Source organism: Streptomyces sp. CNX435 (assembly GCF_059570575.1).
Genome location: NZ_JCANTA010000013.1, coordinates 199682 through 211910 on the forward strand (window position 1 = coordinate 199682; position 12229 = coordinate 211910).

Below are 12229 nucleotides of genomic sequence, written 5' to 3' on the forward strand. Positions count from 1 at the left end.
GGCCCGTCGTCGCGGCGTCGGGTCCGGTGACCGGGGGCGAAGGTGGGGTCATCGCTGCGTCGGCTTCGGGCTCGGACGGCGGCTGATGAGTGCGCCGACGGTGTGATCAGTCCCGTCGTGGCGGAGGGCGGCGCGGGGTCCAGGCCGCGGGTCGGCGGCCCAGGAGAGCCGTGTTCCCTACCCGGCGGGTGTCCACAGGAGTCGTTCACGGGTCGCCTTGGGCACCACTCGGCGCAGGACCGACGCGGTCGAGCTGAGGGAGGCGGCGAACGCGGCCACGAGGTCGTGCGGGACGGACGCGGAGAACGACACCGCCCACAGGCACGGTGCGCCGGGCCCGGGCTGGGCCCATGCCTGCCATCCGTCGGGACCCGTCCCGTCGGATCCGGCGATCAAGGTGCGCGGGTCGGCGTCCTGGATGAGGGGCGGTACCTCGCCGAGGCTGACGTGCGAGATGAACGTGGGGTCCGTCGCCCCTGCGCTCTGGTCGGCGTCGCGGAGCCACCCGTGTGCGGTGACGGCGTCGACCACCAGCTCGGGACGGACGAGCGGCACCGCGGGCTGGGTGTGGGCGGCGAGCGCGGTGAGGAAGTCGGCCACCGCCTCGCCGGGCACGCCGGTGGTGAAGTAGGCGGACCACTCGGCGAGGCTGCTGGTGTCCGTGCGGGCGGAGACCTGCCAGGCGATCGGCAGGTCTCCGAGGTGGAACGGCTCGTCCGCCAGCAGCCACTGGGCCCAGCGCAGGGAGTCGGGGCTGATGTGCAGGACGGTGCTGCGCAGGACCTGGCGGTCCTCTGGCGCTTCGTCCGGCTCCCGCCGGCCCCGGACGGTTGTCAGGCTCTTCCAGCCCAGGCCACCGAGTGCATCGGCGACGGCGTCGTACAGACACCCGTCGTCACCGGCCAGATGTCGGGGACCGACCGCGTACACGCACGCGGCGCCCATCGGAGCGGACGGATCGAATGGAATATCGGAGTACAGGGGCGCCTCCAAGAGGGTGCTCGGTTGCGGATCAAACGCCTGCGGTGCGGCGGGGACTGCGCGGGCGTGACTGAACGGGGCCATGCCAGGCAAGGACCACCGCGACTCGGACAGCAGATGCCCAAGCTGTGCGGTCTCGTCTCGCCCTCGGCGAGGAAGACGCCAGCCCTGCCGGTCTCGTCCACGGACGGCATCCTCTGCGCGAGCGATGCACTGGATCGATGACCTGGGGTTTCTTCAAGGTCGTCGATGTTGACATGCCTTTGCCTCGCTGACCAGTCATTGCGCGATCTTCCGCATCTGCCGGCAGCGAACTGTGTCCGTCGACATCGCGCCCAGTCGTTTGCCATCGAACCGAGCCCTGCCTCAAACGCGGCTACAAGCACGGCTGGTGGCCCGACGGCACCGAGGCGCCGGTCACCGTCGTCTACCGCGGGGGCCCGCAGGACGGATGGCGGCAGGCATCGGCCTACGAGATGTCCGGGGAGAATCTACCCGCCTTCCGCGCCGCCTTCTCCCACTACGACGCCACCACCTCCCGGCCCCCCTGGGACGAGGAGGCACCCTCCGCGTTCGCGCATCCAGGCTGGGCGGCCGACGCCGACGCACCGAGAGCGCTGTACGACGATCCGCCGACCGCACCCAACTTCCCGGACTGAACTCCAGATGAACAGGGGGTTGCGCGGCTAACACTCGCCTTCCGCATCATCGGCGCGGCCCGTCGCAGCGGCGGGCCCTACCCGCCTCGCAGGAGTGATGCCGCCGTGTCCGCGCTCTTCGACAAATTCCTGATCCCGACTGCAGTCGGCCTGGTCGTCATCGGTCTCGCCACCGCAGCCGGCTGGCTCTACCAGCGTCGCCGGACCACCCCGACACCTCCCCGCGTGCTGCGTCGCTACAGTCTGCTTGGAACCACCGGCGCCGACGGCACCCCTCTGTACTACGAGTCCACCCTGTCCCCCGGTAGCGTCGTCACCAGCCGGGTCGGCAGCCTGTCCCAACGCTTCGAGTTGACCGAGGCCCCTCTCGGCGACGGCACGTACGCCGCCGAACCCCTCGACCACCTGTAGGGCGACCAAAGCATGGGGTGTGTGACCGCGAGAGCCCTCGGGCAGGGCTGCTGCCCACCAGCACTTTCACCGCACACGACTAGATTCACAACCACAGCCAGCCGAAACGGCTGCGTTCGCTGTCAAACCACTGGGTTGAATGACAGCGGACAAACTGCAATGTCTGACCTGCGGCCCCAGCCACGAGCAGGCCAACGATCGACCGAGTCAACCGCCAGCCCACGGACCGTTGCAATCCCGAGCAGGAGGGAACGGAGGTCGGTCGGGGTGCTGCTGCTCTGTCCGTCACCGTCGGCTCCGAACCGTTCCGGTTCAGGTCACCGAGTCGTGAGGGTCGTGAGGGAGAAGTTGGGGGACTCCGAGCTACGGTCGCTCCGCCACCGCACGGTCCGGCGGTAGGCCAGACTTCGTGGTGCACTGCGCAGGGCCCGAACGCCCGGAAAATCGACGCGACCTGCGGGGGCGCGGCGAGTGCCGTCGGCCGTGCTTCGTGGCGGCGACATCGACCGGCGTGGCCAACTGCCCGCGAGGGCCTGATGCGTGAGCGATGCGTGAGTGGATGGGGCAACACCCGCCGGATGGAGTGACACGGCAGCGGAGTCGGCGCCTCTCTGACCAGGTGAAACTGGCTCAAGCGTGATCGTGTGCCATCACCCGTCACGATCTTGCAGGCTCTCGTAATGCGTAGGTCAAGGGTTCGATTCCCTTAGGCGGCTCCATGGTCAACCCCTGCTCACGCCTGTGAGCTGGGGTTCTTTCTTGTTCTTGGCCATGAGAAGCATGCCGGAGAGCCACTGCTGACCTACGCATTCAGTGCACGCGTCACAGGTGGTGACTCAACGTGGATCATCTTGAGGTCCACGCCTCTGACCTGGGTTTTTCTGCCAGGTACCGCGTGCGGTGGTCGATTTCCAAGAGTGACGGGAGGCCAAGGGGAGGCCATGGGAACTGACGGGGCAGCGAGAGCGGCTTCCAAGGTGCACCCGTAGACGGTGTGCGCTGGTAGACATCGAACAAAGGCCCATGCAGTCACAGCTGCGTCAACTGCTCAGCGTCGAGGTACGCCGCCAGCTGCCCCCGGGCGCAGCTGAGGCGGCGAGTTCACCAGGGCGCAGGCCGCTACCGCGTTGGAGGGAGAAGAACCATTCGGGATCGGTGGGGTAGTGGTCAGCAGGGCCGCGGCCTCCCATCCGGGATGAGCTGCCGCACGCCGTGACGCACGTGGCTGCCCGAGGCGCGGGGCTCGTAGCGGGTATCCGTACGCGGAGCGCTCGTCCCCGCGCCCAACTCGGCTAGGCTTTCCGCGTGCCGGTATCGAAGTCACGCAAGAACAGTAAGACGAAGTCGGCGAGGGGCGTTGCGGGCCGGTCGGGGAATCCAGCGGTTCGCGCGACGGCCACGCGGCAGGCGTTCCCTGTACCGGGACAGTGGCAGGGTTCGCCCGCCGGACTGTTCGGTGGGATCAGCGAGAATCGGCGCCGCCTGGACGCGCGGCGCAGGCGGTTGGCCGGACGCGACGCGACTGTGGTCGTCGCGGAACTGCTCGGCCTGCCAGGCTTCTTGGACGATGTCGAGGATCAACTGTGCCTGCGCATGGGCGCGTTGCTCAGTGCGCAGAGCGGCGAAGGCGAGGCGCAGCGGTCCAAGGACTACGATCCGCTCCAGGCGTACGGCCCCGACCACCTGCTGGACGCCCTCACGGCAGAGCTGACCACCAGGGCGGAGGTCGCAGCGAAGGCGCTGGCGGGCACGTCGGTCGAGGAGGAGCGGCGGCAGGAACCGGAAGGTCTGTGGCGACTGCTGGCGGCCCTTGCCAGGATCGCGCCCCACCCCGTGCCGAAGGGCCTCACTCGCGCCCTCGATGAGCTGGGCTCCCGCCTCGGCCGGGCCGCTGCCGGTGCCCTGGCCTGCGAGCCGCAGGGTGCAGCCTTGTGGTGCCGCGACGGCTACGGCAGCCGCTTCGCCGTCACCGCGCCCTTCCCAGCCGGCGATGACGGCCCGGATCGCTGGTACCTGTGGGACATCGACGTCTGCGCCACCGACGCGTTCACCGTCGCCGCCGGCTACCACCCCAGCTCCGAGGCGGCGCTGGCCGCCTGGCGCGCCAGTGCCGGCCGAGAGGCGACACGGGACGCCGCGCTCACCCCGGTGACCGGCAGCCACTTCGCCGCCCGGCTGCTGCCTGACCTACCGGATTTCCTGCACCCCGGCGGGGAGAGCCAGGCCCAGTATGCCGAGTTCCATCGCTGCCGACGCCTGGCCCAGCAGCTGCGCGACTCCTCGGCACTCGACGGCCGGGGCGCAGGCGCCCCGCGGCAGCAGGCCAAGGGCATCAGCAAGAAGACCTGGATCGCAGAGTACCGTGCCTGGCGTGCCGAGCACCGCCCAGGCGAGCCGGCTGTGCCGGAGGACTACCCGCTGGCAGAGGGCGAAGAGACGTTCACCGAGCAGGATCTGTACGCGGAGCTGGCCGACAGCTGGTGCCTGGAGGACTTCCCCGAACTCTCCTACGCTTGCTCCCCGCACCGGATTTCCACAGTGGCCGCCCATATCCTCGACTTCTACGACGATGCCTTCGCCTCCGCCCTGGTACGCCTCATCCCCGACCTCGCCGCCTGGCTCACCGAGCGAGCCGACCTGTCCGCCCCGCTGGCCGAACGCAGCCGAGCCCGTGCCGACGCCGCCCTCCACCGCGGGTACCCGGACCACAGCGGCAGCGAGCCGAACATGCTGACACCGGTCTTCGAGTAACCCGGCGATCCCGCGTCACATCCATCCCCGTCTCTGATCGGGCGGATCCGCCGGGCCGCGTCCGGCATGGGCTGCGGCATGAGCCCTCCCTGCGCCCGGCCCGTCTCAACGAGCCAATGCGCGTCGGCCTGCGGCGGAACCTGGTCCAAGCGGACCGCCGGGCGCTCGGCCTCAGCCAGGGCCACCGTCCGCTCGATCGCGGCGCGGTACTCGTCCGGAGCCGCTTGGCTTCTGTTAGAGACTTTATTAGAATTGGTGTATGTCTGAGAACGATGACCTCGCCCCGGGTGCAGGACCGACCACCAACGTCTCGGTCTCCTTTCATGCCGGGACGATCGGCGCGGTTCGCTCCCGGGTCGGCAAGCGCGGCGTCTCGGCCTATATCGAGGCGGCCGTGCAACGTCAGATCGAACGGGACAACCTCCAAGAGCTCATCGACGACCACATCTCCCGGCATGGCGACTTCACGCCGGAGGAACTCGCAGCCGCGGAAGCCGAGCTCTTCGGCACCGCTTCGCCGGCCGACGCCCAGGGGCACGCCGCGTGAGTCGCACACTCGTGCTCGACAGCGAGGGGCTGTCCCTTCTCGTGCGGGACGATCGGACGATGGCCGCCCGCCTGGCCGCGGCCGCCAAGCACGACGCTCGTGTTCTCGTCAGCTCGGTGACGCTGGTCGAAGCCCGCAATCCGGCCACGCCGCAGGCGCGTTTCGACTGGGCCGTCTCCCGCCTCAAGATCGAAACTGTCCCGGAGGCAGTCGCCCGCCAGGCCTCCAAGCTGCTGGCCGCCGCCAAGCTGCACGGACACAAATACGCCATCGACGCGATCGTCTGCGCGACCGCACTCGCCCAGCCCGGTCTGGTGAGCATCCTGACCTCGGACGTCGAGGACATCCAGACCCTGGTCGCAGGCCACCCGCGCATCACCGCAGTGAAGGTCTGACCGGCAATCCGGCCTCCGGTGGTCGGGCATGGGTGGTTGTCGGAACCAGACAACTTAGGTGAGCCGCCCCAGATGCCCGTGCCGAGTGCGCGGGGGAGGCCAAGGGGAGGCCGGACGCCTTTGGACGGCAGGGCACGCGGCAACCCGAGGCAGTCCGCTGCACCTCCTCTGATCAGCCACGACGGCACGAGGAGACAGGCCGCAACATGGCCCGTCATGATCTCTAGTGTGCTCGTAATGCGCAGGTCAAGGGTTCGATTCCCTTGGGCGGCTCCACCGACCCCAGGTCAGAAGTTTTCTGACCTGGGGTTTCGCGTTCAGCGGATGCGGCGCCCCCCGTGCGCGTGCCCCTCGCGTGCCCCCGGTCTCAGTTCTGGTCCCAGATGCGGGCCCGGGGCAAGGCCGCGGTGTAGCCAGCGGGGGCGGATCCGATGATGATGAACTCGCGTATGCCCTGGCTCACGCCGTGGGCTGCGGGGCGATGTCGGCGATGAGGCCCTCGATGCGGGTGCGGATGTCGTCGCGGATGGGGCGTACGGCATCGACGCCCTGACCGGCGGGGTCGTCGAGCTGCCAGTCGAGGTAGGTCTTGCCGGGGAAGACCGGGCAGGCGTCGCCGCAGCCCATCGTGATGACGACGTCGGACGCCTGCACGGCGTCGACGGTGAGGACCTTGGGCTGCTCGTGGGCGACGTCGATGCCGACCTCTCGCATGGCTTCGACGACGGCGGGGTTGACGGTGTCGGCGGGGGCGGAGCCGGCGGAGCGGACCTCGATGCGGTCGCCGGCGAGGTGGGTGAGCCAGGCGGCGGCCATCTGGCTCCGGCCCGCGTTGTGGACGCAGACGAACAGCACGGAGGGCTTGTCGGACATCGGCGTCTCTCTCCGGTCTCATGACGTAACAGCATTCGGTTGCATCAGTGGTGACTGGCGTCAGCATCCACTGGCGTGACAGTATCAGCCCATGCTGACGTCAGCCAACACTGAACTAATCCGCGCGCTGGCGGACCCACTGCGGCTGCAGATCGTGACCCTGCTGGCCCGGGAAACGCTGTGCACCAGTCACCTGGTCGAGGAGACCGGCGCCCGCCAGACGAACCTGTCCAACCACCTGCGCGTACTGCGCGAGGCCGGGGTGGTGGAGACCGAGCCGTGCGGCCGCTTCACGTACTACAAGCTGCGCCCCGAGGCCATCGAGTCTCTGGCAGGCACCTTCGCCGGCCTGGCGGAGGCCGCGCGCACGACCGTGGCCGACGACCGAAAGAGGCCCTGCTAAATGACCGCGACCGACCGCGGCGCCGCCGTACCGACGCACAGCGGAGACGACGCCTCGATCGTCGCCAGGCTCTCCACCCTCGACCGCTACCTCGCCGTGTGGATCCTGCTGGCGATGGCCGCCGGCCTCGGTCTGGGACGCCTCATCCCGGGCCTGGACGACGCGGTGGCGAAGGTGGAGGTCGGCGGCATCTCGCTGCCCATCGCCCTCGGCCTGCTGATCATGATGTACCCGGTGCTGGCCAAGGTCCGCTACGACCGCCTCGACGACGTCACCGGCGACAAGAAGCTGATGGTCTCCTCGCTGGTGGTCAACTGGGTCGCGGGCCCGGCGGTGATGTTCGCCCTCGCCTGGATCTTCCTGCCCGACCTGCCCGAGTACCGCACCGGCCTGATCATCGTCGGGCTGGCGCGCTGCATCGCGATGGTCATCATCTGGAACGACCTCGCCTGCGGCGACCGCGAGGCCGCCGCCGTCCTGGTGGCGCTCAACTCCGTCTTCCAGGTACTGGCCTTCGGCCTCCTCGGCTGGTTCTACCTCGACCTGCTCCCGGGCTGGCTCGGCCTCGGCGACGGTGAGCACCTCGACATCTCCCTGTGGAAGATCGCGCTGAGCGTGGCCATCTTCCTCGGCGTTCCGCTGCTGGCCGGATTCCTCACCCGGCGCATCGGCGAGCGAAAGCTGGGGCGCGAAAACTACGAGTCCCGCTTCCTGCCCCGCATCGGCCCGTGGGCGCTGTACGGGCTGCTCTTCACGATCGTGCTCCTCTTCGCCCTCCAGGGCGAGACGATCACCTCACAGCCGCAGGACGTCGCCCGCATCGCGCTGCCGCTGCTGGTGTACTTCGCGCTGATGTGGTTCGGCACCTTCGCCCTCGGCAAGGCCGTCGGCCTGGCCTACGACCGCACCGCCACCCTCGCCTTCACCGCAGCCGGGAACAACTTCGAACTCGCCATCGCCGTCGCCATCGCCACCTTCGGCGTCACCTCCGGCCAGGCCCTCTCCGGCGTCGTCGGCCCCCTCATCGAAGTCCCGGTGCTGATCGCGCTGGTGTACGTCTCACTCGCCTGGCGGAAGAAGTTCGCCCCGGATGACGAGGACGTGCGGGCAGCGTGACCGGCATACGGGTTGTGGTGGTCGGTGGCGGGCAGGCCGGTCCCGCCCCGGCGGCGCCCGGCAGCACACCCGGGACTTGCTGCGGCGGGATCGGTCGCCGGGGGCCGGTCCGGGTCCGGGCCAGAACATGGCTATGGGCTCAGCCGTTGCTGAGGCGGCCCACCCCGCCGTAGAGCCACACCTCGTCGAGGAGCCGTGGCCGGACGGGGCCGTCCGGGTGCCAGCGGGGGAGCTGGACGACACCGGGCTCGACGAGGTCGAAGCCGTCGAAGAACGCCTCCACCTGGTTCAGGGGGCGCGGCACCATCAGCGCCGCGGCGCGCCTCTCGCCGTATACGGCGGCGGCGTCGGCGGCTCTCTGGGGCTGGATGTCGTTGGTGGTGTGGGACAGGGCCAGGTAGCTCCCCGGCGGGAGGGCGTCGCGGAAGGCGGCGACGAGGCGGCCGGGCTCCTCCTCGTCGCGTACGAAGTGCAGGATTGCGCACAGCATCAGGGCCACGGGCCGGTCCCGGTCCAGGGTCTGCCACAGCTCGGGGGCCTGGAGGATCTGGTCCGGCCGGCGCAGGTCGGCCTGGATGTACGCCGTGCGGCCCTCCGGGGAGCTGCTCAGCAGGGCGCGGGCGTGGGCGAGGACGACGGGGTCGTTGTCGGCGTAGACGACCCGGCAGTCCGGGCTGACCTGCTGGGCGACCTCGTGGAGGTTGGGGGAGGTGGGGATGCCGGTGCCGATGTCCAGGAACTGGCGTACGCCTTGTCCGGCGAGATAGCGGACCGCGCGGCGCATCCAGGCGCGGTTCGCGCGCGCGGATTCCCTGACCTGGGGGGCGCGCCGGATGGTCTCCTCGGCGGCCGCACGGTCGGCGGCGTAGTGGTCCTTGCCGCCCAGGAGGTAGTCGTAGATCCGCGCGGGGTGCGGGACGTTGGGGTTGACCTGGGTCTGCGGCGGCTGCTCGCCTAAGGGGGGCTGGGGTGTCACGGGCATCCCTCTCCGTTGGCCTCTCGACGTGCCCAAGATAGAGCCGCACACCACCGTCCGGCACCGCATCGGCCGGTCCCGGCCGATGCGGGTGCCGTCGACGAACGGGCTGCCGGCGGGGGCGGGTCCGTCAGACGATGCCGGCGCGGATCTCGTCGTACAGCCGGGTGGGGTCCTCGGCCAGGGACTTCTTGACATGGGCGCTCCAGTCGTCGGCGATCACCTCCACCGCTCCCGCCTCGACTCCGTCCAGGCCGGCTCGGACGGTGGCGGCCGGGTCGCCCTTGGGGCCGTCGTAGGCGGCGCTGAAGTCGGTGTCGACGGCGCCCAGGTGGAGGCCGGTCACGAGGGTGCGCTGGGCGGCCAGTTCCATGCGTACGCCGTTGGTCAGCGCCCACTGGGCCGCCTTGGCGGCGTGGTAGCCGTTGGTGCTCGGGTAGGCGAACCAGGACTGCGCGGACAGCACGTTGAGGATCGCCCCGCCGCCGCCCGCCGCAAGTGCCGGGGCGAAGGCGCGCACCACGTTCAGGGTGCCCCAGAAGTTCGTCTCCATCTCCGCGCGTACGGCGGGCAGATCGCCGGTGACGAGGTCGGTCCAGTGGCTGACTCCCGCGTTGTTCACCACGAGCGTCACGTCGCCCGCCGCGTCGGCCGCGGCCCGTACCTCGTCGGCGTCCGTGACGTCCAGCCGCAGCGGCACGACGCCGGGCAGGTCGACCGACTCCGGTCGCCGGGCGGTCGCGTACACGCGGGCCGCGCCGCGCTCCAGGAGCTGGCGGGCGAAGTGGCGGCCCAGGCCCCGGTTGGCGCCGGTCACGAGCGCGACCGCGCCGTCGATGCGGAGGCCGGGGGTGGGGGTGGGGGTGGGGTGGGTGCTCGGTTCTGTGTTCGGTGTGCTCATGCGGGTACGCTAAGACCTACCGTCGACGTGAGGTTCAAGTCCTGCGTCCGGATCCGGCGAAGGGAGGCGCGCCCCATGCGCATCGGAGAGGTCGCCCGGCGCTCCGGAGTGAGCGTCCGCGCGCTGCGCTACTACGAGGAACAGGGACTTCTCATGCCCGGCCGCAGCCCCGGCGGCCAGCGCGAGTACGCCGACGACGCCGTCGACCGGGTCCGCTTCTTCCAGCAGCTCTACGCGGCCGGCCTGCCCAGCCGCCGCATCGCCGAGCTGCTCCCCTGCGTCGACACCGGTACGACGACCGCCCAGCAGCGGGCCATGCTCGACGCCGAGCGGGCCCGCATCAGGCAGCAGATCGACGAGTACACCGCCGCGCTCGCGCGCCTCGACGAGCTGGTCCGGGCCGCCGCCGACCGGTCAGACTGACGAGGGCGCGTCGTGCCCTCTGGCGCGGCGGCCTCAACTGGTCCGCGCGCACCCGCCGGCCCGCCTGGGAGCGCCCCGCACGGATCACCCCGCCCGGCCCGTACCTGCTACGCCGCCTTCGGCGGACTGCCGCAGCATCGCCGCGGTCAGGACGGCGCCGCCGACGCCCCAGCCGCCGTCGCCCACCTCCTCGACGAGGACCACGGTGGTGGCGCGGGCGCGTTCGCCGTAGAGCTCGACGTACAGCTCGGTGGTGCGGGTGACGAGGGTCTCCTTCTGCTTCTCGTCGAGGGTTCCGGCGGGGACCTTGAAGTTCGCGAACGGCATGGCGGTGCTCCTTCGGTACGTGATCACTGATGGCCCGCGGTCGTCAGACGATGCCGCCGTTGGCACGGACGACCTGGCCGTTCACCCAGTGCCCCGCCGGGGAGGCGAGGAAGGCGACGACCTCGGCGATGTCGGCGGGGGTGCCGAGGCGCTCCAGCGGGGGCTGGGCGGCCAGCCGGGCGACCGTCTCCTCGTCCTTGCCGTCGAGGAACAGGTCGGTGGCGGTGGGGCCGGGGGCCACGGCGTTGACGGTGACGTCCCGGCCGCGCAGCTCCCGCGCGAGGATCAGCGTGAGGGCCTCGACCGCGCCCTTGCTCGCGCTGTACGCGCCGTAGCCGGGCAGCGCCAGGCCCACCACGGACGTGGAGAAGGTGACGAGCGTGCCGCCGGCGCGGACCCGCCGCGCGGCCTGCTGGGCGACGACGAAGGTCCCGCGGACGTTCGTACGGTGCAGCGCGTCCAGCTCCGCCAGGTCCAGCTCGACGACGGGCGCCAGCTTCAGCCGGCCGGCGGCGTTGACGACGACGTCGACGCCCCCGAACTCCGTCTCCGCGGTGTCGAACACCGCCGCGACCTGCTGTTCGTCGGCGACGTCCGCCTGGACGGCGAGCGCCTTGCCGCCGTCGGCGGTGATCTCCTCGACGACGGCCTCGGCCAGTGCGCGGTTGTTGGCGTAGCCGACCAGGACGGCGAGGCCGTCGGCGGCGAGCCGGCGTGCCGTCGCGCGGCCGATACCGCGGGAGCCGCCGGTGACGACGGCGACGCGGGGGCGGTCGGCGGGGGATGCCGCCGCGGGTTCGTGGGTGGTCATGTGCGCTCCTGCAAGGTGGTGAGAGAAAGGTGGTGACAGAGGGGAGAGCCGCGACGGCGCCGGACCAGAGGGCTCGTGCTCTCAGCATGATCCGGTACGCCCGCCGCAGCCAGGGCGCTCTTCACCCTGGGGTCGCCGTCCCCTGGCTCGCGGTCGCCGCCGCGCGCGACCATGGGGTACGTGAACCCCTCCGCACTCGCCGCGTTCCTCAAGTCCCGGCGCGACCGCATCCGCCCCGACGACGTCGGCCTGCCCACGGGCCCGCGCCGCCGGGTGCCTGGGCTGCGCCGCGAGGAGGTCGCTCAGCTGGCCGGGCTGTCCGCGGACTACTACACGGAGCTGGAGGGCGGTCGCGGCGCCCAGCCCTCGGCCCAGGTCCTGGCCGCGCTGGCCCGCGCGCTGCGGCTCGACGGCGACGAACGCGACCACCTCTTCCACCTCGCCGACCGGCCCCTCCCCCCGGCCGCGTACGGCACGACCGCACACGTACAGCCCGGCCTCCTCGGCCTGCTGGACCAGCTCACCGCCACCCCCGCCCAGATCATCACCGACCTGCACGAGATCCTCGTCCAGAACCCCCTGGCCGTCGCCCTCGTCGGCCGCCCCCCGGCGCAGAGCGGACCCCGGGCGAGCCTGGTCTACCGCTGGTTCACCG

General features: G+C 70.9%; 15 protein-coding genes. 9 read left to right on the plus strand and 6 right to left on the minus strand.

Annotated features, from left to right (window positions below; genetic code table 11):
• Positions 1–177 precede the first annotated feature (177 nt).
• On the minus strand, positions 178–993 hold the full coding sequence (locus tag T328_RS22125; RefSeq protein ID WP_496497859.1) for an SPDY domain-containing protein: 816 nt from the start codon (positions 991–993) through the stop codon (positions 178–180).
• A 464-nt stretch (positions 994–1457) separates the two neighbouring features.
• Between T328_RS22125 and T328_RS22130 the strand changes: the two genes are divergently transcribed.
• The 5 genes from T328_RS22130 to T328_RS22150 all read left to right on the plus strand — a co-directional run bounded on the left by T328_RS22130 (position 1458) and on the right by T328_RS22150 (position 5744).
• Complete coding sequence (locus tag T328_RS22130) at positions 1458–1640, plus strand: hypothetical protein (protein WP_496497860.1); 183 nt, start codon at positions 1458–1460, stop codon at positions 1638–1640.
• A gap of 105 nt (positions 1641–1745) precedes the next feature.
• Positions 1746–2051, plus strand: a complete 306-nt coding sequence (locus T328_RS22135) for a hypothetical protein (RefSeq protein ID WP_496497861.1) — start codon at positions 1746–1748, stop codon at positions 2049–2051.
• A 1593-nt stretch (positions 2052–3644) separates the two neighbouring features.
• Entirely contained in the window at positions 3645–4802 is a 1158-nt protein-coding gene (locus T328_RS22140; protein ID WP_496497862.1) for a hypothetical protein, read from the plus strand.
• A 259-nt stretch (positions 4803–5061) separates the two neighbouring features.
• A complete protein-coding gene (locus tag T328_RS22145; protein ID WP_496497863.1) occupies positions 5062–5349 on the plus strand; it encodes a hypothetical protein in 288 nt (95 codons plus the stop codon).
• A complete protein-coding gene (locus tag T328_RS22150; protein ID WP_496497864.1) occupies positions 5346–5744 on the plus strand; it encodes a type II toxin-antitoxin system VapC family toxin in 399 nt (132 codons plus the stop codon). Before T328_RS22145 ends, T328_RS22150 begins: the two co-directional genes overlap by 4 nt.
• Positions 5745–6203: 459 nt before the next feature.
• On the opposite strand, the gene T328_RS22155 is transcribed toward T328_RS22150, so the two are convergent.
• Positions 6204–6617, minus strand: coding sequence for an arsenate reductase ArsC (locus tag T328_RS22155; RefSeq protein WP_496497865.1), 414 nt, complete (start codon positions 6615–6617; stop codon positions 6204–6206).
• 91 nt (positions 6618–6708) lie between these two features.
• Here T328_RS22155 and T328_RS22160 point away from each other — a divergent pair, with 91 nt between their 5' ends.
• Both T328_RS22160 and arsB read left to right on the plus strand, forming a co-directional pair.
• Complete coding sequence (locus T328_RS22160) at positions 6709–7020, plus strand: ArsR/SmtB family transcription factor (RefSeq protein WP_496497866.1); 312 nt, start codon at positions 6709–6711, stop codon at positions 7018–7020.
• Positions 7021–8136: an ACR3 family arsenite efflux transporter gene (gene arsB, locus T328_RS22165; protein WP_496497867.1), complete on the plus strand. Its 1116-nt coding sequence runs from the start codon at positions 7021–7023 to the stop codon at positions 8134–8136.
• Positions 8137–8275: 139 nt separating this feature from the next.
• On the opposite strand, the gene T328_RS22170 is transcribed toward arsB, so the two are convergent.
• Together T328_RS22170 and T328_RS22175 are read right to left on the minus strand one after the other, a co-directional pair.
• On the minus strand, positions 8276–9118 hold the full coding sequence (locus T328_RS22170; RefSeq protein WP_496497868.1) for an SAM-dependent methyltransferase: 843 nt from the start codon (positions 9116–9118) through the stop codon (positions 8276–8278).
• A gap of 124 nt (positions 9119–9242) precedes the next feature.
• Positions 9243–10013, minus strand: a complete 771-nt coding sequence (locus tag T328_RS22175) for an SDR family oxidoreductase (RefSeq protein WP_496497869.1) — start codon at positions 10011–10013, stop codon at positions 9243–9245.
• A gap of 75 nt (positions 10014–10088) precedes the next feature.
• On the opposite strand from T328_RS22175, the gene T328_RS22180 reads away from it, so the two are divergent.
• Positions 10089–10436, plus strand: a complete 348-nt coding sequence (locus T328_RS22180; RefSeq protein WP_496497870.1) for a MerR family transcriptional regulator — start codon at positions 10089–10091, stop codon at positions 10434–10436.
• An 84-nt stretch (positions 10437–10520) separates the two neighbouring features.
• Here the strand turns inward: T328_RS22180 and T328_RS22185 are convergent, their stop codons facing one another.
• Positions 10521–10763: a tautomerase family protein gene (locus tag T328_RS22185; RefSeq protein WP_496497871.1), complete on the minus strand. Its 243-nt coding sequence runs from the start codon at positions 10761–10763 to the stop codon at positions 10521–10523.
• Between the two features lie 43 nt (positions 10764–10806).
• Positions 10807–11574 carry an SDR family oxidoreductase gene (locus T328_RS22190; protein WP_496497872.1) on the minus strand — a complete coding sequence of 256 codons (768 nt, stop codon included), beginning with the start codon at positions 11572–11574 and terminating at the stop codon, positions 10807–10809.
• Between the two features lie 180 nt (positions 11575–11754).
• Here T328_RS22190 and T328_RS22195 point away from each other — a divergent pair.
• Positions 11755–12229, plus strand: a 475-nt coding sequence (locus T328_RS22195; RefSeq protein WP_496497873.1) for a helix-turn-helix domain-containing protein, incomplete at its 3' end; no start/stop codon positions are given.